Annotated in this window: 18 protein-coding genes and 1 pseudogene; 4 read left to right on the forward strand and 15 right to left on the reverse strand. The window is 60.4% G+C overall.

Going from position 1 to position 21,486, the window contains the following annotated elements; all coding sequences use genetic code 11:
* Positions 1-9 precede the first annotated feature (9 nt).
* Both JFU04_RS09530 and JFU04_RS09535 read right to left on the reverse strand, forming a co-directional pair.
* A complete protein-coding gene (locus tag JFU04_RS09530) occupies positions 10-669 on the reverse strand; it encodes a CoA transferase subunit B (RefSeq protein ID WP_003211625.1) in 660 nt (219 codons plus the stop codon).
* A gap of 35 nt (positions 670-704) precedes the next feature.
* Positions 705-1,403 carry a CoA transferase subunit A gene (locus tag JFU04_RS09535; protein ID WP_010211319.1) on the reverse strand — a complete coding sequence of 233 codons (699 nt, stop codon included), beginning with the start codon at positions 1,401-1,403 and terminating at the stop codon, positions 705-707.
* 189 nt (positions 1,404-1,592) lie between these two features.
* Here JFU04_RS09535 and JFU04_RS09540 point away from each other — a divergent pair, with 189 nt between their 5' ends.
* A complete protein-coding gene (locus JFU04_RS09540; RefSeq protein ID WP_065905549.1) occupies positions 1,593-2,492 on the forward strand; it encodes a LysR family transcriptional regulator in 900 nt (299 codons plus the stop codon).
* 143 nt (positions 2,493-2,635) lie between these two features.
* On the opposite strand, the gene JFU04_RS09545 is transcribed toward JFU04_RS09540, so the two are convergent.
* From JFU04_RS09545 to JFU04_RS09570, 6 genes are all read right to left on the reverse strand, one after another.
* Positions 2,636-2,965, reverse strand: coding sequence for a hypothetical protein (locus tag JFU04_RS09545; RefSeq protein WP_201143926.1), 330 nt, complete (start codon positions 2,963-2,965; stop codon positions 2,636-2,638).
* A gap of 516 nt (positions 2,966-3,481) precedes the next feature.
* Positions 3,482-4,327, reverse strand: coding sequence for an NAD-dependent protein deacetylase (locus JFU04_RS09550; RefSeq protein ID WP_065905551.1), 846 nt, complete (start codon positions 4,325-4,327; stop codon positions 3,482-3,484).
* Between the two features lie 8 nt (positions 4,328-4,335).
* Entirely contained in the window at positions 4,336-4,776 is a 441-nt protein-coding gene (locus tag JFU04_RS09555; RefSeq protein ID WP_065905552.1) for a CBS domain-containing protein, read from the reverse strand.
* 132 nt (positions 4,777-4,908) lie between these two features.
* Complete coding sequence (locus tag JFU04_RS09560) at positions 4,909-6,858, reverse strand: DNA topoisomerase III (RefSeq protein WP_201143927.1); 1,950 nt, start codon at positions 6,856-6,858, stop codon at positions 4,909-4,911.
* Between the two features lie 133 nt (positions 6,859-6,991).
* Complete coding sequence (locus JFU04_RS09565) at positions 6,992-8,614, reverse strand: MFS transporter (RefSeq protein ID WP_106804489.1); 1,623 nt, start codon at positions 8,612-8,614, stop codon at positions 6,992-6,994.
* A 151-nt stretch (positions 8,615-8,765) separates the two neighbouring features.
* Positions 8,766-10,412, reverse strand: a complete 1,647-nt coding sequence (locus JFU04_RS09570) for a GMC family oxidoreductase (protein ID WP_106804488.1) — start codon at positions 10,410-10,412, stop codon at positions 8,766-8,768.
* 196 nt (positions 10,413-10,608) lie between these two features.
* On the opposite strand from JFU04_RS09570, the gene JFU04_RS09575 reads away from it, so the two are divergent.
* Positions 10,609-11,502 carry a LysR family transcriptional regulator gene (locus tag JFU04_RS09575; RefSeq protein WP_065905556.1) on the forward strand — a complete coding sequence of 298 codons (894 nt, stop codon included), beginning with the start codon at positions 10,609-10,611 and terminating at the stop codon, positions 11,500-11,502.
* A gap of 854 nt (positions 11,503-12,356) precedes the next feature.
* Here the strand turns inward: JFU04_RS09575 and JFU04_RS09580 are convergent.
* From JFU04_RS09580 to JFU04_RS09600, 5 genes are read right to left on the reverse strand one after another with little or no spacing between them, the layout of a single operon-like run.
* A complete protein-coding gene (locus tag JFU04_RS09580; protein WP_201143928.1) occupies positions 12,357-13,454 on the reverse strand; it encodes a DNA alkylation repair protein in 1,098 nt (365 codons plus the stop codon).
* A 15-nt stretch (positions 13,455-13,469) separates the two neighbouring features.
* A complete protein-coding gene (locus JFU04_RS09585) occupies positions 13,470-14,816 on the reverse strand; it encodes a glutamine synthetase family protein (RefSeq protein ID WP_201143929.1) in 1,347 nt (448 codons plus the stop codon).
* Between the two features lie 11 nt (positions 14,817-14,827).
* Entirely contained in the window at positions 14,828-15,385 is a 558-nt protein-coding gene (locus tag JFU04_RS09590) for a helix-turn-helix domain-containing protein (RefSeq protein WP_201143930.1), read from the reverse strand.
* Positions 15,386-15,429: 44 nt separating this feature from the next.
* Positions 15,430-17,247 carry a M48 family metalloprotease gene (locus JFU04_RS09595; RefSeq protein WP_201143931.1) on the reverse strand — a complete coding sequence of 606 codons (1,818 nt, stop codon included), beginning with the start codon at positions 17,245-17,247 and terminating at the stop codon, positions 15,430-15,432.
* 20 nt (positions 17,248-17,267) lie between these two features.
* The gene (locus JFU04_RS09600; RefSeq protein ID WP_120448100.1) at positions 17,268-17,873 is read right to left on the reverse strand and encodes a LemA family protein; all 606 of its coding nucleotides are present in this window, start codon (positions 17,871-17,873) and stop codon (positions 17,268-17,270) included.
* Between the two features lie 132 nt (positions 17,874-18,005).
* On the opposite strand from JFU04_RS09600, the pseudogene JFU04_RS09605 reads away from it, so the two are divergent.
* Positions 18,006-18,313 (forward strand): annotated as a pseudogene (locus JFU04_RS09605) (RcnB family protein).
* Between the two features lie 77 nt (positions 18,314-18,390).
* Positions 18,391-19,584: an MFS transporter gene (locus JFU04_RS09610; protein WP_065905563.1), complete on the forward strand. Its 1,194-nt coding sequence runs from the start codon at positions 18,391-18,393 to the stop codon at positions 19,582-19,584.
* Here JFU04_RS09610 and JFU04_RS09615 read toward each other — a convergent pair.
* Together JFU04_RS09615 and JFU04_RS09620 are read right to left on the reverse strand one after the other, a co-directional pair.
* On the reverse strand, positions 19,547-19,819 hold the full coding sequence (locus JFU04_RS09615; protein WP_065905564.1) for a DUF1652 domain-containing protein: 273 nt from the start codon (positions 19,817-19,819) through the stop codon (positions 19,547-19,549). The genes JFU04_RS09610 and JFU04_RS09615 overlap by 38 nt on opposite strands.
* Before the next feature lie 131 nt (positions 19,820-19,950).
* Positions 19,951-21,447, reverse strand: a complete 1,497-nt coding sequence (locus JFU04_RS09620; protein WP_065905565.1) for a PAS domain S-box protein — start codon at positions 21,445-21,447, stop codon at positions 19,951-19,953.
* Positions 21,448-21,486 lie beyond the last annotated feature (39 nt).

Below are 21,486 nucleotides of genomic sequence, written 5' to 3' on the forward strand. Positions count from 1 at the left end.
AATCTGTCCTCACTGGAAGTGCATTTCTGGAACGTGGTCCGGGACGATCAGTTTACCGGCGGTCTTGCTCACAATCTCTTCAACGCTGACGCCAGGTGCGCGTTCCTTGAGGACAAAAGCGCCATTTTCGATTTCCAGGTAAGCAAGGTCAGTCAGCACACGCTTGATGCAGTTGGCGCCGGTCAGCGGCAGGCTGCACTGGCTGAGCAACTTGGACTCACCGTCCTTGGACGCGTGGGTCATGATCACGATGATGTTTTCCGCACCGGCCACCAGGTCCATGGCACCGCCCATGCCCTTGACCAGCTTGCCGGGGATCATCCACGAGGCGATGTTGCCTTGTACGTCGACTTCAAACGCGCCAAGCACGGTGAGGTCGACGTGGCCGCCGCGGATCATGGCGAACGATTCGGCGGAGGAGAAGATCGACGCGCCGATACGCGCGGTCACGGTTTGTTTGCCGGCGTTGATCATGTCGGCATCGATTGTTTCTTCGGTAGGAAACGGTCCCATGCCCAGCAGGCCGTTTTCCGATTGCAGCATCACTTCCATGCCTTCGGGAATGTAGTTGGCCACCAGGGTCGGAATGCCGATGCCCAGGTTGACGTAGAAACCGTCCTGCATTTCGCGGGCGACACGTTGAGCCATTTGTTCGCGGGTAAGTGCCATTTTTATGAGTCCTTATTGTTCGGGCTGGGGGCAGATTATTTGCGGACGGTGCGCTGTTCGATGCGCTTCTCGAAGGTGCCGCAGATGATCCGGTCGACGTAGATGCCAGGAGTGTGGATCTGCGCCGGGTCCAGCTCGCCCGGTTCGACGATTTCTTCCACTTCGACCACGGTGATCTTGCCGGCGGTGGCGGCCAGCGGGTTGAAGTTCTGGGCGGTGTGGCGATAGATGACGTTGCCGAAGTGGTCGGCTTTCCAGCCTTTGACGATGGCGAAGTCGCCGGTGATGGATTCTTCCATCAGATACGGACGGCCGTTGAATTCGCGGGTTTCCTTGCCTTCGGCAACCGGCGTGCCGACACCGGTGGCGGTGAAGAAGGCCGGGATGCCGGCGCCGCCTGCGCGCATTTTTTCGGCGAGGGTGCCTTGGGGGGTCAGCACCACTTCGATTTCGCCGCTGAGCAATTGCTTCTCGAACAGCGCGTTTTCACCGACGTAGGAGGCGATGACCTTGCTGATCTGCTTTTCTTCCAGCAGTACGCCCAGGCCAAAACCATCGACGCCGCAGTTGTTGGAAACCACGGTGAGGTCGCGGGTGCCTTTGCGCTTGATCTCGGCGATGAGGTTTTCCGGAATGCCGCACAGGCCAAAACCACCGGAGAGCACGGTCATGCCGTCTTCCAGGCCTGCCAGTGCTTCCTCGTAGGACGCCACGCGTTTATCGAAACCTGCCATATGCACCTCTATTATTGTTTGTGGGCCAGCCAATGAACCGAGTGTTGCGCCGACGGATTGATTTGTTAAGTTGTTTTTTTAGGTTGATTGATTTAGAAAACAGCACAATAAGCTTCAGTCCGTAAGCTTCAAGCATAGTCAGCGGCCGCTTTCACTTGCAGCTTTCATCTCGTCACTTGGAACGTTCCTATGACCGTCAAACAAATGCGTGCGTTTCTCGCCGTGGCCCAGACCCTGAGTTTTGCCGCCGCCTGCGAGCGGTTGCACCTCTCCCAGTCGGCGCTGAGCCTGACCATCAAGGGGTTGGAAGAAGGACTGGGCGGGCGATTGTTCAGCCGCAATACCCGTAACGTCGCGCTGACCCCGGAAGGTGAATCCCTGCTGCCCTTGGCCCGCCGATTGATTGCCGATTGGGACAATACCGAAGATGAATTGCGCCAACGCTTCACCTTGCAGCGCGGGCGCGTGACGGTGGCGGCGATGCCGTCGTTCGCCGGCAACCTGTTGCCGCCGATCCTGAAGATATTCCGCGCGCGTTACCCGCAGGTGAACGTCACGGTGCATGACCTGATCAACGAGCAGGTCCTGGAGATGGTGCGAGATCGCCAGGTGGAGTTGGGGGTGGCGTTCGAGCCTGCCGAAGAAACATCGCTGGCGTTCACGCCGTTGTACCTGGATCGCTTCATCGCCGTGGTGCCCGCCGATTCGCCCTTGGCGCATGTGGCTGACGTCGACTGGAAAACCCTTTTGCAACACCCGTTCATTACCTTGCAGCGCCCGTCCACAGTGCGCGTGATGCTGGAAGAACACTTGGGCGCCCTGCAGATGAAACTGCCCGTGGCGTTGGAAAGCCATCAACTGGCGACCGTAGGCAAGATGGTTGCCAATGGCCTGGGGGTCAGCGCCGTGCCTGCGTTATGCGCGGGGCAGATGGAGGAGGCGGGCGCCCATTGCATCACCTTGCACGGTCCGGTGATCGAGCGGCCGATTGGGGTGCTGACCAAACCGGGGCATGAACTGTCGGCGGCGGCGCAGGTGCTGTTTGATATTTTCTGCGATGAAGCGGCGAAAGGGCGATTTCCGCTATAGCCCCTGTAGCAACCGGCTTGCCGGCGGCGGTGTGATCAACAAAACATCGCCGGCACGCAGGTTCCCACAGTTAACAAGATAACGATGGCAATAAAAAAGTCCGCTCGGCGAACCGGGCGGACTTAATGTGTTAATTAGTTTTATCAGCAGTATTTATCAATCACTTTAACCTGCGATTGGCCTTTGAGGTGCTGCCATTCGGTATTAAGTGTATGGAACACTTGCTCGATAAAGTTGCGATCGGCCGCGGCCTTCTTGCCGACATAACCCTGGCCGCGGCGGTACATCTTCAGGCGCGCCGCCAGTTCACGGTTATTGCGGTCGAACTCGGCTTCTTCGGTGTGGGGCGCCAGGCAGTCAATTTGCACTTCGCCCGATTTGCCAATCCACAGGATATGGTCGTCGAGTGTGTCTTTCTGCGCTGCGAACATCTCAGCCAATTCATCGATAGTTGGTTGGTTGTTCAGATTCATGTGTAAGCCCCTTGACCAGTTGGCGATCTATCAGTTGATTCCGTTAAAACTGCTTAGTTGTCTCCGGCTTCAAAAACCGGGCGTCAGTGACGGTCTGCCGAATACGGGCAGGGTCTTGAACCTGATGCATGTAGTCTTGCTGATGAACTGCTACGCAATGGTTTCATAACGAAGACAAGCAGCGTTTGAGCTCCTTGTACCGATCCTTCCGGGCCGGTCAGCTTCATCAATCTGCCTTGTGGGCAGTGCACATCCGGAAAAAACAGCTCGGCGGTCAGACGAGCTTGTTCAAAACACGTGTTACCAACGCTCCCGATCCGGGAGACGTCTAGATCATGCAAGGACAAAAACGTTACGTCAACGGTTATGTAGTGATTTTTTTAAAGCACTACATAAATCCCTGTGAGGACGGGAGAATCCCGGAAAACGTGACTTGGGCGTCATTTTTTGGAGGGGTGGGTCGTCGATCCGAGGGGATGAAATGGGTGTGCAGCCATGTAGGAGCTGGCATAGGGGTTATCTCAAACGATCAGCCAGCAGAGGCAACAACTGCTCGCACGACGCCTCGATCTTCACCTGCAACAGCTCATCCCCACGGGTCTTGCCCAGGTTGATGGCAATCACGGGCTTGCCGTGTTCAACCATCGCCTTGCAGAGGCGAAATGCCGAATAGGCCATCAGTGACGAGCCCACTACCAGCAAGCCTTCTGCTTGCTCGACCGCCGCCATCGCCCTGGCTGCAGTTGCCGGGGCGACGTTTTCGCCAAAGAACACCACGTCCGGCTTCAGCCGTTCACCGTTGCAGTGAGGGCAGTGGGGCACCTGGAAGTGTTCTTCAAACGTCGGGTCGAGGAGGGTGTCACCGTCTGGCGCTTGTACCGCATGCACCTGCGCAAGGTAGGGGTTATCGATTTCCATCTGCCGCTGGATCACATCGCGCGTGCTGCGCAGTTGGCAATCCAGGCACAGCACCCGGTGCAGGCTGCCGTGCAGCTCGATCACGTCATGGCTGCCGGCCTGGTCATGCAGGGTATCGACGTTTTGCGTGATCAGCCCGCTGATGCGCTGGCGTTGCTGCAGGGTCGCCAGTGCCAGGTGAGCCTTGTTCGGCTGCGCAATGCGCACCCTCGGCCAGCCCAGCATCGCCCGCGCCCAATAACGGCGTCGTGCCTGTGGGGTGGCGAGGAATTCCTGATACATCATTGGGGCCTTGCCCCGACGTACACCTTCACTGTCGCGGTAGTCGGGGATCCCCGATGAGGTGCTGATCCCCGCCCCGGTCAGTACCAGGAAACGCCGTTCGGCCATGGCCCGGTACAAGGTGTCGAGGTGGTCTTCTTGATGTTCCAGCGTGTCGAGCATGGGTTCCCCTATTCGCCGCGAATGTACTGCTCCAGCTGCTTGATCAGGTCGGCCTGTTCGGCGATGGCTTCCTTGACCAGGTCGCCGATGGACAGCAGGCCCAGCAGTTTGCCGCCTTCGACCACGGGCAGGTGGCGCAGGTGACTGTCGGTCATGATGTTCATGCATTCCTCGACACTTTTGTGGGTGTCGACCGTTATCACCGGGGAACTCATGACTTCATCGACCCGTGTGGTGACCGACGACAGGCCCTTGAGGATGAGTTTGCGTGCGTAATCGCGCTCGCTGATGATCCCGACCACCGCGCCTTCCTTGACGACCGGCAAGGCGCCGACGTTTTTCTCCGACATCCGCACCAGCGCTTCAAACACGGTGTGGTCCCATTGGATAGTGTGCACGTCCTGGTTTTTCTGATCCTTGGCTTTGAGCACTTGTGCGACGGTTTTCATGGCGGCCACTCCGGTGTTGTTGTTAGGAAGTCAGCGGGTCCCCTACAGAATCCTAGACCGCCTACGCCGGAGCAAGGTCCAAAGCGGCGTTAAACCCGTCGAAAAACGTCATTAGCCGGATTTTTTCGGCGTTTACCCGGTATTAGTCGACTTTTTGCTGCGCTTGGGGGCGGCCGTAGTCTTGCGAGGCGCGCTTTTTCGCTTCTTTTTCCACGGTGTAGCGCCCCGGCCTGCCGGGCTTGCTGGCCCGGTTATGGTCATGCGCATGCCGTTGCAGCGTGCCACTTGCTTGCTCATCCAGGCCGCTTGCTTGGCAACGAATTCCTCCAGGCTCATTTCACCGCTTTGCACCATGTCCAGCGCCTGTTCCCAGATCGCGGTGGTACCAGGGTCGGCAATCGCCCGTGGCACCGCATCGATCAGGCTGAACGCAGCCGGGGTGGCAGATAGTGCCTTGCCGTTTTTCAGCAGATAACCCCGGTCCAGCAATCCCTGAATGATCCCGGCGCGGGTGGCCTCGGTGCCGATCCCGGTGGTGTCCTTGAGCTTTTGCTTGAGCAGCGGGTCTTCCACCAGCTTGGCGACGTTTTTCATCGCCTTGATCAGGTCGCCTTCGGTAAAGGGCTTGGGCGGCTGGGTCCACAGGTCCTTGAGGTTGACCTTGGCCACCGCGTAGTCCTGCCCCTGCACCAGCGTCGGCAACGCCTGCGGTGCCGGTGCCTCGCGGCCCTTTGCCGGGGCCAGGGCTTCGGGCAGGGCGCGTTTCCAGCCCGGCTCGATCACCACTTTGCCCACCGCGCGTAGAGCCTGGCCGGCACAGTCAAAATCGGCCTGGGTGCGATCGTACTCATGGTTGGGCAGGAACTGCGCCAGGTAGCGCGCGCGTATCAGGGTGTAGACCGCACGGTGCTTGCCGGTCAGTTGGCCGGCATCCTTGCCCGCACCAGTGGGAATGATGCCGTGGTGCGCGCTGACCTTGGCATCGTTCCACGCCCGCGAACGGCGCTGCGGGTCGATATGCGGCATCAACGCATCCACCGCCGCATCGGCACGGCCCAGCGCGGCGAGGATCTTCGGTGCCTCGCTGTGCTGGCTGAGTGGCAGATAGCCGCAGTCGCTGCGCGGGTAGGTGATGGCCTTGTGGGTTTCGTAGAGCGATTGCGCGATATCCAGGGTTTCCTGGGCGCCGAGGCCGAGCTTCTTCGAGCAGATCTCCTGCAGGGTACCGAGGTCGAAGGGCAGGGGCGCGACCTCGCGCATGCGCTCGGTGCGCAGCTTCACCAACCGCGCACTGGCGGCGTCGGTCATGGCGTCGGCGGCGTCGCGAGCCAATTGCGGGTTGAGGCAACGGCCCTGGTCGTCACAGGCATCTTCGGCCGCGCGCCATTGGGCGGTGAAGGTCATGCGCTCATGGCGCAGGTCGACATCGATGGCCCAGTACGCCACCGGTACGAAGTCGGCGATGCTGCGGTCGCGGTCGACCACCAGGCGCAAGGTCGGCGTTTGCACACGGCCTACCGGTAACACACCTTGATAGCCGGACTGGCGCCCCAGCAGGGTAAACAGGCGACTCATGTTCATGCCGATCAACCAGTCGGCGCGCGAACGGCCCAGGGCCGAGTGGTACAGGCTGAAGGTTTCAGCCCCGGGCTTGAGCGCCGCCAATGCCTTGCGAATCGAGGCATCGTCGAGCGCCGACAGCCACAACCGTTGGATTGGCCCGCGATAGCGGCAATGCTCCACCAGTTCGCGGGCGATCATTTCGCCCTCGCGGTCGGCGTCGGTAGCGATCACCAGTTCCTGGGCTTCCCCCAGCAGGCGCTTGACCGCCTTGAACTGGCTGGCGGTCTTGGGCTTGACCTGCATCTTCCATTTTTCCGGGACGATCGGCAGGTCAGCCAGCACCCAGCGTTTGTATTTGGCGTCGTAGGCGTCGGGCGGGGCGGTTTCCAGCAGGTGGCCGATGCACCAGGTGACTGTGACCCCGTTGCCCAGCCAGCACCCGTCGCCGCGCCGGCTGGCGCCGAGCACGGCCGCAATGTCCTTGGCCTGGGAAGGTTTTTCACAGAGGTAAAGCCGCATGCTCAGCCCATTCGTTACACAGTTGAATGGGGAGCAGGATGGGCAAAAGAAGGGATTTGATCAACTGTTATCTGGATGGATATACAGCAATTTGTGTGCGCCCCCGCCCGTCAAGGACGGGGGCACGGGTCAGTCAGTTGTTATTGATGTCCACATGCCGGGTTTCCTTGAGGCAGAACAACCCGACAATCAAGCTCACGCCGGTCACTACCACCGGGTACCACAGCCCGTAGAAAATATCGCCGGTGTACACCACCAGCGCAAACGACACGGTTGGCAGGAACCCGCCAAACCAGCCGTTACCGATGTGGTAGGGCAGCGACATCGAGGTGTAGCGGATACGCGTCGGGAACAGCTCCACCATCAGCGCCGCCAGCGGGCCGTAGCACATGGCGGCAATCAGGATCAGCGCCACGATCAGCACCACCACCATCACCTTGTTGACCTGGGCTACATCCGCCGAAGTCGGGTAACCGGCCAGGGTCACGGCGCCACGCAGGGCCGCTTCGTCGTAACCGTCGATGCGCACTTCACCCACGCTCACCTGCACCGGGCTGCCCGCCGGGGCGGCGGCGCTGCTGTAGGGCAGGCCCTGCTTGACCAGGAAGGTCTTGACCTTGTCGCACGGGCTGTCAAAACGCGCCTTGCCCACCGGGTCGAACTGGAAGGTGCAGGTGGCCGGGTCGGCCAAGACGGTGATCGGTGCCTGATGGCTGGCCTGGTCCATCGCCGGGTTGGTGTAGTGCGCCAGGCCTTTGAAGATCGGGAAATACAGCGCGGTGGCCAGCAGCAGGCCGAGCATCAGCACCGGCTTGCGCCCGACCTTGTCCGACAGCCAGCCAAACAGGATAAAGAACGGCGCGCCAATCACCACGCTGATGATCAGCAGCATGTTGGCCAGGGCCGGGTCCATTTTCAGGAACTGCGTGAGGAAGAACAGCACGTAGAACTGCGCGGCGTAGAAGGTCACGGCTTGGCCGCCGTTGATGCTGAACAGCGCAATCAGCACCACCTTGAGGTTTTCCCACTTGCCGAAGGACTCGCGGATCGGCGACTTACTGGCCTTGCCTTCCTCTTTCATCTTCAGGAATGCCGGCGATTCGTGCAGGCTCATGCGGATCCAGGTGGAAATGCCCAGCAGCACGATGGAGAACAGGAACGGAATCCGCCAGCCCCAGACTTCAAACTGGTCGCCGGTGAAGTAACGGCACGCCAGCACCACCAGCAGCGACAACAGCAGGCCGAGGGTGGCGGTGGACTGGATCCAGCTGGTGTGCAGGCCGCGTTTGCCGGCGGGCGCGTGCTCGGCCACATAGGTGGCTGCGCCGCCGTACTCGCCGCCCAGGGCCAGGCCTTGCAGCATGCGCAACACGATCAGGATGACCGGCGCCGCGATGCCGATGCTCGCATACGTCGGCAACAGGCCGACGCAGAAGGTCGCCACGCCCATCAGGATGATGGTGACGAGAAAGGTGTATTTGCGTCCGATCATGTCGCCCAGGCGGCCGAACACCAGCGCGCCGAACGGGCGCACCACGAAGCCGGCGGCAAAGGCCATCAAGGCAAAGATAAACGCGGTGGTGTCGTTGACCCCGGCAAAGAACTGCTTGCTGATCACGGCCGCCAGGGCGCCATAGAGGAAAAAGTCATACCACTCGAACACCGTCCCGAGGGACGAGGCGAAGATGACCTTTCTTGAATCGTTGCCGGCACTCGCGGTAATCGCCGAGCCCAGGGGTTGAGCATGTTCTGACATCGGGTAACCCTCACAGTGATTATTTATTGTTGTTCCACTGTCGGCGCCAACCTTGGCGCCGGTTGTCCTTCCTGCCGGTGTCCGGCCGGGCGATGGCGTAAAGCCAGATGCAAACCCTGGATGCGCTATCGCCAGGCCGGACGCCTGCTGGTCATGCGGGTGCGGTCATTTCTCTCTCGGGGGCAAGGTTCCTTGTGTTCGGCGAAAGGATTAGCTGCGCGGCTTTCTCCGCGATCATCAGCGTCGGTGAACAGGTATTGCCGGAGGTAATGCGCGGCATGATCGAGGCGTCGGCAATGCGCAGGCCCGGTACGCCATGCACGCGCAGTTGTGCGTCGACCACGGCGTCCTGGTCAGTGCCCATGCGGCAGGTGCCCACTGGATGGAAGATTGTAGTCCCGATTCGCGCTGCGGCTTCGTGCAGCTCCTCTTCGGTCTGCAGCGAATCACCGGGCAGGTATTCAACCGGCTTGAATTGGCTCAAGGCCGGCGCGGCGACGATGCGCCGGGTCAGGCGAATGGCATCTGCGGCCACGCGCAGATCTTCCGGATGGCTGAGGTAGTTGGGCCGGATCAGCGGCGCATCCCCCGGATTGGCCGAGCGGATATCAATGCGGCCACGGCTCTGCGGGCGCAGGTCGCAGACTGACGCAGTAAAGGCGGGGAACGCGTGCAGCGGTTCGCCAAAACGCTCCAGCGACAGCGGCTGCACATGGTATTCAAGGTTGGCCGAAGTCTGTTCCGGGCCCGAGCGGGCAAACGCACCCAACTGGCTCGGCGCCATCGACAGCGGGCCGCTGCGGTCGTACAGGTAGCGCAGGCCCATGCCCATCTTGCCCCACACGCTGCCGGCGATCTGGTTGAGGGTTCGGGCTTTTTCCAGCTTGTAGATCAGCCGCAGTTGCAGGTGGTCCTGCAGGTTGCCACCGACGCCCGGCAGCTCGTGCAGCACCTCGATGCCCAGCGGCTTGAGGACGTTGGAGGGGCCGATGCCCGAGCGTTGCAGGATGCCCGGCGAGCCCACGGAGCCGGCGCACAGCACGATTTCCTTGCGCGCCCTCCAGCTCGACTGCTGGCCGTGTTGACGCCCGACGACTTGGGAGGCGCGGCCGTTTTCCAGGAGTACGCGGTCGACTTCCACGTCGGTCAGCACGGTGAGATTGGGGCGTTGACGGATGGGCTTGAGAAACGCCTTGGCCGCATTCCAGCGGACGCCGGCCTTCTGGTTGACCTGGAAGTAGCCGCAGCCTTCGTTATCGCCCTGGTTGAAGTCGCTGATGGAGGCGATGCCGCTTTGCGCCGCCGCATCTCGAAAGGCATCCAGAATCGGCCAGTGCAGGCGCTGTTGCTCGACTCGCCATTCGCCGCCATCGCTGTGGAACTCCGAGCTGCCGGCAAAATGGTTTTCGCTCTGCTTGAACAGCGGCAGCACGTCTTTCCAACCCCAGCCTGCATTGCCCGCCGCTGCCCAACCGTCGTAGTCCTGGGCCTGGCCACGCATGTAGATCATGCCGTTGATCGACGAGCAACCGCCGAGCACCTTGCCGCGTGGATAACTCAGCGCACGGCCTTGCAGGCCTTCCTGGGCCTCGGTCTTGAAGCACCAGTCGGTGCGCGGGTTGCCGATGCAGAACAGGTAGCCGACGGGAATATGGATCCAGGGATAGTTGTCGCGGCCACCGGCTTCGAGCAGCAACACGCGGTGGGCCGGATTGGCGGAGAGTCGATTGGCCAGCAGGCAGCCTGCGGGGCCGGCGCCTACTACCACGTAGTCGTATTCAGCAGTTGCAATGGACATCTGAGGTCTCGCTTGTTTTTCTTATTGGTTCCATCCTAGTTGTTAGTTTTCGTCTTAAAAATGTTAGTTTTTACCCAGCTGCTGTGCGTTTTTAAACAGTGCGACCGCTGTGGCGAGCGGGCAAGCTTGCTCGCCACAGGCACGGGGCCAGTCTTCGCGGTCGTGTAGTGAGTTATGCCCAAGGGAGGGAGGCTGAATGTTCGACTGGAATGACCTGCGGTATTTTCTCGAGTTGCAGCGCAGCGGCCGCCTGCTCACCGCCGCGCAACGCTTGAAGACGACGCATGCCACGGTGGCCCGGCATATCGAGGCGATCGAAAAGAGCCTCGGCACCGCGCTGTTCGTGCAACACGCCCAGGGCTATGAATTGACTCCGGCCGGCGAAGCCTTGCTCAAGCATGCCGAGGCCATGGAAAACGTGGCGCTGCTGGCCGAAGACGAACTCACCCATTCCGCCGCGCCCTTGGGGAAGATCCGTCTCGGCGTGGCCGAGGGCTTGGGCGTAATGTTCCTTGCCGGTCGCATGGGCGGGCTGTTCGAACGCTATCCCGGGTTGGAGGTGGAACTGCTTGCGGTGCCGCGTTTCGTCAGCATCCTCAACCGCGAAGCGGAAATCAGCATCCACCTCGAACGCCCCAGCGTCGATCAACTGGTCACGCGCAAACTCACCGACTATCGCCTCGCGCTCTACGCCAGCCGCGCCTACCTTGCGCGCAATCCGCCGATCGAAAAGCGCGAAGACCTCGCCGCCCATTCATGGATCGATTACGTCGACGATCTGTTGTTCAGCCAGGAACTGAAATTCCTCAGCAGCTTCTGTCGTAACCCCAAGGTGGTGTTCCACAGCACCAGCGTCATCGCCCAACACCAGGCTGCACGGTCAGGCTTGGGGATTGCCGTGCTGCCGTGCTTCATGGCCTCTGGCGACCCGGACCTGGTGCCGTTGCTGCCGGCAGAGAGTATCCAGCGCAGCTACTGGATCAGTTCGCGGCGTGAACTGCACAAATCGGTGCGACTGCGGGTGTTGTGGGATTACGTGGTGGAGTTGTGCGCGCGGGAGCAGGGGTTGTTGCTTGGCGAATCTGCCTGAAGAACCTGGCTCGAAAACGGCGGGCTTGCTCGCGATGGCGGAGTGTCAGTTGACGCAGTGGGTGCCTGATCTACCGCCTTCGCAGGCAAGCCAGCTCCCACATTTGATCTGCTTACACCCGGGAGCCCGAGGCATACCCGGATCCCCCTGTAGGAGCGGGCTTGCTCGCGAAGGCGGGCTGTCAGTTGATGCCGTGCATGCCTGACCCACCGCTTTCGCAGGCAAGCCAGCTCCCACATTTGATCTGCTTACACCCGGGAGCCCGAGGCATACCCGGATCCCTCTGTGGGAGCGGGCTTGCTCGCGAAGGCGGGCTGTCAGTTGATGCATTCGGTGCCTGATCTACCGCTTTCGCAGGCAGCCAGCTCCTACCGTTGATCTGCTTACACCCGGGAGCCCGAGGCATACCCGGATCCCCCTGTGGGAGCGGGCTTGCTCGCGAAGGCGGGCTGTCAGTTGATGCATTCGGTGCCTGATCTACCGCTTTCGCAGGCAAGCCAGCTCCCACATTTGATCTGCTTACACCCGAGGCCCAGAGTAATACCCGGATCCCCGTGTGGGAGCGGGCTTGCTCGCGAAGGCGGTGTGTCAGTTGATGCATTCGGCAACTGACCCACCGCTTTCGCAGGCAAGCCAGCTCCCACATTTGATCTGCTTACACCCGGTAGCCCGAGGCATACCCGGATCCCCCTGTGGGAGCGGGCTTGCCCGCGATGGCGGGCTGTCAGTTGATGCATTCGGTGCCTGACCCACCGCTTTAGCAGGCAAGCCAGCTCCCACATTTGACCTGCGTACACCCGGGTGCCTAGGCCTACTCCAATCCCCCAGTGGACCTGGGTGTTGCCCCACCGGCGTCAGTCGCGCAATACGAAGTCAGCACTGCCCAGGCGTTCACCATTCACCATCACGTGCACGGTATGCTTGCCCGGATAGTGCTTGCGGGTGGTCAATTCGCGGATGTGTTGCTCGCGGCTGATACGTTGCTGTTCACCCGCGCCCAGCGTGAATGCCTTGAGCTTGAAGACTTTGGCCGCGCTGTGCCCGGCGCTTTTGACGTAGTCGATGGCGTAGTCCACCACCAGTTTCTGCGCGGTGGCGGCGGTGGATTCCAGGCTGAATGACAGGGTGATGCGTTCGCCCAGCGTGATCACTGCCGGCGTGACGCTCAGGTGCTGAATCTTCACGTCGGCCTTGGCGCCGGCGCCCATGATGGTCAGCGCGCGGGTGTTGCCTTGCTTGATCAGGCTGCGCAGCGCGTGGCGGGCGATCCAGGCGGTGTGGGGATTGTCGAGGTTCCAGCCCTCGATCAGGTCGAGTACCCAGTCCGGGTGGTCCTTGGTGATGTCGTTGAGATGGTTGGCGACGGATTTGCGCACATACAGGCTGCTGTCGGCCTTGAGATTATTGAGGATCGACGCGCACAGCTCGGGGTTGGCCTGTACCTCGGCCAGGCGAAACGACCAGGGCAGGCGCGGGCGCGAGCCTTCGCTGGCGAGGCGGCGCACGTGTTCGTTGTCGTCCAGCGACCAGGCTTGCATCACCGCCAGCGTGTGCGCGAAATCATGCAGCAGAAAGTGGCGGATCGCGAATTCCGCCGAGCCAAACGTGGTGAAGTATTTGAGCGCGGCCATGGAGCGCTTGAAGTCAGCCTGGCCGTAACTCGCCACGTAATGCGGCAGGAACAGGCTGACAAATGCGCTGTTCAGCCGCGGGGCCAGCGCGTAGAGCAGCTTGAGGGTCTGCGCATACTCCAGCGGGATCACCGCGTGCAGGCTCTCGCTGACCCGCGCCATGCGCTGCATCACCGACAACTGCGCCAGCCCGGCCTTGGCGTGCTTGAGAAAACCCTTGGCGTCGAACGCCGGGTACACCGCGCTCATCTCGCGGGCGATGTGCTGCAGGCGTTCGACGTTGAAAATTTCCTTCAGGGCCGGGGCGCTTTGGTCGGTCATCGGTTATCCATGGGGTCAGAGAAACCAGCGGTATTCGCGCGCATTGATCTCTTGTTGGAAGGCCAGGTGATCCTGGCGTTTGTTTTCGCAGTATACGTCGACAAATTCGGCGCCCAGCTTATCGCGCACGACCGATTGATGCTGCATGGCGCGCACGGCGTCGAGCATTTCCAGGGGGAAGTCGGTGCCGCTGTTGCGGTCCTCGTTCAACGGCGCGATGGGTTCGCGCTTGGCCTCAAGGCCATGTTCCAGCCCGGCCAGGATGGCCGCCAGAACCAGGTACGGATTGGCGTCGGCGCTGGCCAGGCGGTGCTCGATGCGCAGGTTGCGCGGGTCGGATTCGGGAATGCGCACGCACGCATCGCGGTCCTCAAAGCCCCAGCTGGCGCGGGTCGCCGCGTTGACCGTGCCACCCAGGCGGCGGAAGGCGTTGTGGTTGGGCGAGAAGATCGGCATGCAGTGCGGCAGCAGTTCCAGGCAGCCGGCGACCGCATGGCGCAGCGGTTGCTGCTGATGGGCCGCCAGCAGGTTATTGCCGGCGCCGTCATACAGGCTCACATGCACATGCATGCCGCTGCCGGGGTATTGCAGGTAAGGCTTGGCCATGAAGCTGGCGCGGTGGCCATGCTTCAACGCCACGCCGCGGGTGCTGCGGCAGAACAGGGCGGCCCAGTCGGCAGCGCGCAGGCCATCGTCGAGGTGGCCGAAATTGATCTCGAACTGGCCGGGGCCGATCTCGGCCGTGATCACCGTGATGTCGATACCCTGGTCCTTGGCGGTCTGCGCCATATCGTCGAGCACTTCACTGAAGCGCGAGAGCCGGTCGATATGCAGGTTGGGCTGGTCGTCGGCATCCTCGCTCAGCGGGTCGCGGGCGAATTGCGGCAGGCCGTTGTCGAGTTTTTTGTCGAACAGGTAGAACTCCAGTTCGAACGCCACCACTGGGTGAATGCCTTTGTGCTGCAGGCGTTCCAGCACCTTGGCCAGGACTTCACGGGGCTCGAATTCGATCGGGGCGTCGGTGCCGTCGGAGGTGATCAGCATCTGGCCCAACGGCTGCGATTCCCAGCTCACCGGCTTGAGCGTGCCCGGCACCAGGCGGCGATTGGCGTCCGGATCGCCGTCATGGAAGCAATAGTCACCAATCTTGAACAGCCCGCCTTGAGTCCCCAGCAGCACGGCGTTCTGTGGCAGCTTCAGGGGGCTGCCGGCGGCGACCTTTTCGAGCATCTCTATTGGGTAGCGCTTACCGTAGAAATGCCCTGGGATATCCAGGGCGATCAGGTCCACATACCGCACGTCGGGGTGGTTCTGGCGAAAGGTCCGTACTTCGGCCAGCAACGTGGAAGATTGGCTTTTCACGGGTGTTGCTCCTAGTTGTAGACCCACAGCACGCGGGCGGGCAGATCGGTCAGGTTGGCGTAGCGGCAATGAGCAAAGCTGGCCAGGTGGAAGCTGTCACCAGGGCCGAGGGTGACCGAGTCAGCCTCACCCTCGACCCACAAGGTCAACTCGCCTTCAAGTACAAAACCGGCCTGTTCGGCACGGTCGCTCATGGTTTGCTCGCCGCTGTTGGCGCCGGGGGCCAACAGGCTGTCGAGCATCGAGAACGCGCCATTCATGCTCGGCGAGACGAGGATGTCGGTGATGCCGTTGGCGTAATACACCGTGCGCCGCTCATTGGGGCGGGTCACCCAGCTCACGGCCTTGGGTTTGGACAGGCTGTAGAAATACGTGGTGGGCACGTCGAGGGCGTGGCTGATCGCGGTCAGGTCGGCCACGGTAGGCCGCGACAAGCCGCGTTCCACTTGGGACAGGAAACCTACGGAACGCTCGATCCTCTGCGCCAATTGGGCGAGGGTGAGCTTCTTGTGTTTGCGCAGGTCGTGAATCAGGATCGCCAGGGCGTCGAGTTCTTCTTGTTGGTTCATGAAATTTATATCAAATAATTTCATGAAAAATTACAGGATTAATTTCATGGAGGCAATGGCGTCGCGCAAGTGTCTTTGAGTGATGGCGTCTGAAACCTTGCCGGCATCGGGCAGTCCAGAATGTTGGCAATCGCTCGCATCAGCTCTATTTCTTCATGGGTTATACGACCGTCGTGCTCAATACAGACAGCGATTGCGTCCATCAGGATGTCCTTATCCTGTTGCTTGAGTTCGGGCAGCCTTTTCAAGGCAATCTCTACCGCCTCCAGTTCTTCGCTGCCATCAACCCTATTCGTTGGGGGCACATGGAAGGGCAATACTTCACAGGCCCGGGAATAAGCCAGCTGCGCCTGCGCACCGCCTCTATGGCCGATGATCGCGAGTACCTTGAGCAATAGCGTGACATCCCTTTCAAACTGGCGCAGCAGATAGCGGCCTTTGGTTTTCGGTGCACCTAGAACCTGGGTATTGAGGATATGAAGCAGGGCCAGACCCATCAGATAGGTTCGGTTATCGGTTCGGATCAGTAGCGAAATATTGTGAGTAAACTGCTGGAACGAGTCGGTTTCGAGATGCTTGAGTGCGGGAATGCACAAGTCGAACAGTGGCAAGCGCAGGTAGCCATCCAGGCCGTTCATGGGTTCGCTCAAACCCTGCAAGAACTGAACGACTTCCGGGTCGGGAACCCCTTGCAAAAAGTTCAGTTGCTGCGCTCGAGCGTCCTCATTCGCGCAGAGCAGCAACCGGTAGATCAACGCCTGTGCACCGCTGGTGTGGCGTGCAGCTGCTCTCACCTCTGCAGGAATCTTGCTCAGGTTTACCTGGGTTTGGTACAGGTGCGCTGCGGTGGCTTCCTCGCCCTTTCGACGGACAGCCGTAGAGATTGCCCCGAGCTCCTGCCACCGGCGACGATTCTCGGCGGTAGCCTCATCGCTGCCTACCAGCGAGGCCAGCGATGGGACATACGGGTACTCGCCGTCCCAGCCCGGATCGAGGCGTTTGATGCGTTTTTCAAGTGAAGGATGGGGCGAGGCAAAATGATCTCTGAACGTTTCGAAGGGGGCTGCAAAGAACGTCGAAAGGAAAAGAGATGTCTCTTCGCCTCTGAGCAGTGACCCGTATTCATATCCTTCAATTTTCTTCAGCACACTCGCCACGCTCTGGGGGTTGCGAGTGAGCTGTGCTGCCGTGGCGTCGGCCAGGTATTTGCGCTGGCGAGCAATACGGGATGTGGCGAAAAGAACGAGTGCACACCAGCCGAATCCGAACAGTAAAAAACTACCGGCGGTTGATAGCGCCATCAGGAAAGCCAAGACCAATGCGCCCGTATCCAGCCCCACCATGCGTATATCCATGCGCATGTCGTTGTTATGAATCTGGCAGAACAAATGGGCAACCAGCGCTTGCATTTCTTCACGGTTAAGCAAAACCGTCGCGCCGTAGGTCACCGCAATGGCTGAATCCTGCGGTGTGAACCCGGGGGAAAAGGCATTGATGCCTTCTTGATCTAGAAGCACGTAAACCATGGGTACCTGGCTGCCGGAGGCAATGGCCATTTCCTCGACAATATCCAGCACCCAGCGATCACCTTCTTCTGGCTGCAGGCTGATAAGGTGCCCGCCAAAATCCATGGAAATGGAGTCGCTGCTATCACAGAACCTGTGGCTCTGGTACCAACAGGCTGCCGCCATGACGAAAATTATCACCAAGCAAAAAAACAGGGGGTCATACCAGTAGACCTTACCGAGCGATGGCACTGAATACGTCCAAAACACCGCCGGGCTTAGCACAATGGCGGCCATCAGCAGCATGCCATACCTGGCGCCGCGCCTGGCGCGGTCCTGGGTTTCGAAAAAATTCATACGGCCATCCGTGGCGGCTATCAGATAAAGGAGACGACCGGAGTATTTTGAATCTGCTCGCTGTCGGCAAACTCCAGCAAGGTGGCGTCTGCCCCATGGCCAAACGCTTCCGCCATCAGCACCGTGGGGAATTTCTGCCGGAAGGTGTTGTAGTTCATCACTGAGTCATTGAAGAACTGGCGGGCGAAGGCGATACGGTTTTCGGTATTGGTCATTTCGTAGTTCAACTGCATCATGGTTTCCGATGCACGCAGGTCCGGATACGCTTCTAGCGAGATGTTCAGTTTATCCATGGCCCTGTTGAGTCGGCCCTCGGTCTGGCCCAAGTGCACTATTGACTGCGCGCTGCCAGGTTCTGCCGCTGCGACATTGAGGCAGGCTGCGGAAGCATTGCGCGCCTCGGTGACGGCCATCAGCGTGTCGCGCTCATGGCTCATATAAGTCTTGGCGGTCTCGACCAGGTTGGGAATCAAGTCATGGCGCCGCTTGAGTTGTACTTCTATCTGGCTGAACGCATTTTTGAAACGGTTGCGCAAACTCACCAGTTGGTTGTAGAGGCTGATCAAATAGAGCGTAATCACACTTGAGACGCAGATGAAAATGACCAGGAAAACAGTGAGGATCATTGTGATGTCCTTATCGCTACAAGAAAGCCGGCGATCTTAGCTGATAAATACCGGTCAGGCTTTTCTTGCATGAATGATTTCGTGCGCCCGTGGTCCGAACCTGGGTACGCGTCATTCATTGAAGGAGCACCTATGAAGTCCAAAACCCTCGCCGCCTGCCTGCTGGTCGCTGCCAGCCTGTCCACCGCCAGTTTTGTCGCACAGGCGGGTGATACCCCCAGGAAACCGTGCAGCCTTCCAACATCAACGCCCGCGATCTCAAAGAGGGCGACCGTGCCCCGGACATCCTGATGCGCAAGGAGTCGGCGGTCAGCGACTGGAAAAAGCGTGGCCTCAAGCAACCTGAAGCCGACAGCCAATGGGCGCGGGTCGGCGACAAGTTCGTGCTGCTGAAAACCACCAACGGCACCATCCTCGAAATCACCCCAGTCAAAAAATAGCCCGGCTTTTTTGCTTGCTCCGCGTTAAGGTAACCGGCCATAAAACGTCGCGTTACCTTTGACCGAAAGAGAGCAGGATGCTTGCCACAATAAGAAACTACCCTCGCACCGTGAACCTGTTGCTGTCCGCCACGTTGATGCTGACGTTGGCCAAGGCCATCACCTTTCCCTACCTGGTCATTTACCTCACCAGCCACTTTGCCCTCGACATCAGTCAGGTCGGCCTGGTGATCGGCAGCTCGCTGATCGTCGGTTCGCTGCTCAGCGTGTACGGCGGCTTCCTGGTCGACCGCATCAACAGCTATCGGCTGCTGCTCGGCTTGAGCGTGGTGTTTGTGCTGGGTTTTATCGGCACGGTACTCGCGCAGAATATCTGGGCGTTCTACAGCTGCCTGATCCTGATCAACCTGGCTTACGCGGTGATCGACATTGCGGTCAAGGCAGGCTTTGCCAGCCTCTTGCCCGAAGAGGCGCGCAGCGAAGTGTTTTCGATCAAGTACACGCTGACCAACATCGGTTACGCCGTGGGGCCGTTCTTTGGCGCGATGGTGGCCAAGCTGGATATCAGCCTGCCGTTCATCCTTTCGGCGTTGCTGGGGTTGGGGTTTTTCCTGCTGTACTGGCGCTGGGGCGATCGGACCCTGGCCACCGCCGAGGTCGCGCAGAAGCCGGTGTCGTTCCTGGCCGTCGGCCGTGTGTTGCTGCGTGACCATCGATTGGTGTGCTTCACCCTCGGCGGCCTGCTCAGCGCCGTGGTGTTTGGCCAGTTCACGGCCTACCTGTCGCAATACCTGGTGACCACCACCAGCGCGGAATACACCTACACCGTGATCAGTGCGGTGCTGACCACCAACGCGGTGCTGGTGATTGCCTTGCAGTACGTGATTGGCCGGCGCATCTCGCACCGTTACCTCAGCCAATGGCTGATCTTCGGCCTGGGCATGTTCATGCTGGGGTTGATCGGGTTCGCGCTGTCCACCAGCGTGCTGTGGTGGGTGCTGGCGATGGCGGTGTTCACCGTGGGGGAAATTATCGTGTTCCCGGCCGAGTACATGTTTATCGACCGGATTGCCCCGGATCACCTGCGGGGCATGTACTACGGGGCGCAGAACCTGTCCAACCTGGGGGCGGCATTGGGGCCGGTGTTGTGCGGGCTGGTGCTGGCCAGCCTGCCGGCCCACTACATGTTCTACATGCTCGGGGCGTTCATCGTCGCGGGTGGGGTGTTCTACTTCATTGGTTCGTCGTTGAAGGCAAGTCATCCAGCGTGAGCTTGCCCATGTTGTTGCTTTGCAGTTCGTAGCGCAGTTCTTCCACCATTTTTTCCACTTCTTGCGGGGTCTGCAGCCGGTTGGTGCTGATCCCCGTCACCACCAGGTCCACTCGGCCGGTCTCGGCGTCATAGACCTTGAGGGTCAATGAGGCGTCCCGGCACAGGGTGAACTCGCATGTCAGCGGCGCCAGGCCTTCTTCGATGCAATTTCGCAGTTGAGAGAGCGTAAACATGAGGGTTCCTTCAAGGTGTCGTTTCACGACGGCACAGGTTCAAAGCCCTGTGCTCACCCCTTGAAGGTTAGGGATCGGTACGCCATCCGATAAGGCGAATTCATACTAGCTGGACTAGTGCATTTGTATGTTCAGCGCTTGCTTTTAACCCTTAATTCACCGGCAAACAGCCCGCGTTCACGGGCCCAGACAATCGCCGCACTGCGGCTGTGCACCCCCAGTTTTGAGTACACCGTGGCCACATGGTTACGCACCGTATTGGGTGCCAGTTTCAGCCGCGAGGCGATTTCCTTGTCGGCCAGGCCTTCGCAGATCAGGCCCAGCACATCGCGCTCACGCGCGGTCAGGTCGGTGAAGGCCACATTGGGCAGGTTGGGGCTGTTGACGCTCTTGGCGTTGGCCAGTTTTTCGATGAGGGTCTGGCTGAACCACGAGGCGTCCTGCATCACTTCCTCGATGGCAGCCACCAGCTCCAGCTCCGAGCGCTTGCGCTCGGTGATGTTCATCATCACCAGCAGGTAGCACGGCACGTCCTGGATGACCACGGTGTCGGCGGAAAGCACGCAGTCGATCACTTCGTTGCCTTTCTTGCGCACCTTGAGGTCCTGGCCATCGAGGTTGCCGGCTTTCTCCAGGGTGGCGAACACCTGGGCGGCCGCCGGGGCGCTGTCGATGAAGTGGATCTCTTCGATAGCCTTGCCGATCAGCTCCTCACTGGTGTACCCGGTAATCGTCATGAAGGCTTCGTTGATGTCCACCACCTGCCGGTTGGCGGCGCTGCACACCAGGGTCGGCACAGGCGTCAGGCGGAACGACTTGGCGAAGCGCTCTTCACTCTGGCGCAGCGCAATCTCGGCCTTGCGGCGTGGCTCCAGGTCGGTGAAGGAAAACAGCATGCATTCCTCCTCGTTCATGTCCAGCGGCTGGCCGGCGACGATCACCAGTTTGCTGCCACCTTCGGGCAGCTTCAGCTCGGCTTGCATCTGCGGGATGGTCGCGCCTTCGCCCAGGCGCTGGATGGCCAGGTCCTTGCGATCGGCCTGCTCCAGAACGTCCAGCTCATACACCGAACGGCCGATGACCTGGTCGCGGTTGTAGCCGGTCATCTCCAGGAAACCCTGGTTCACCTTGATATAGCGCAGGTCGCTCAGGCGGCAGATCACCGCAGGCGCCGGGTTGGCGTTGAAGGTTTTCTCGAAGCGCTGCTCGGCGCTGGCCCACTCGGTGGCGTCGCTGAGGATCAGTACCAGTAACTCGGGCTCGCCGTGGGAATCGCTGATCACCAGGCTGCGCAGGCGGTGGACCCAGGTCTTGTGTTCGTCGGTGGTGGGGGTGACTTCCACCACCACATCGCTGAATTCATCACCCGCCGCCGCACGGGCGAGGGGGTAGTTTTCCAGCGGCACGGGATGGTTATTGCGATAGCGCAGGCTGAAGCGTTCGGCGTATTCGCGGGTATCGGCGCCCAATGCCGCGACCTCATCCACCCCATGCATGGCCAGGGCGGCATCGTTGGCCCAGAGGATAGTCTGGTCGACCTCGGCGAGGATTATCCCGTCGGACAGCCCGGAGATGATCTGCTGCAGCTGGCGACGGTTGGTTTCTTTGGCGAGGACATCCTGGGTCATGGTTTCTCCGGGTTTTGGACGCATGAAAGTACGACACCC

This window comes from Pseudomonas sp. TH21, from assembly GCF_016651025.1.
Lineage (GTDB): Bacteria > Pseudomonadota > Gammaproteobacteria > Pseudomonadales > Pseudomonadaceae > Aquipseudomonas > Aquipseudomonas aylmerensis.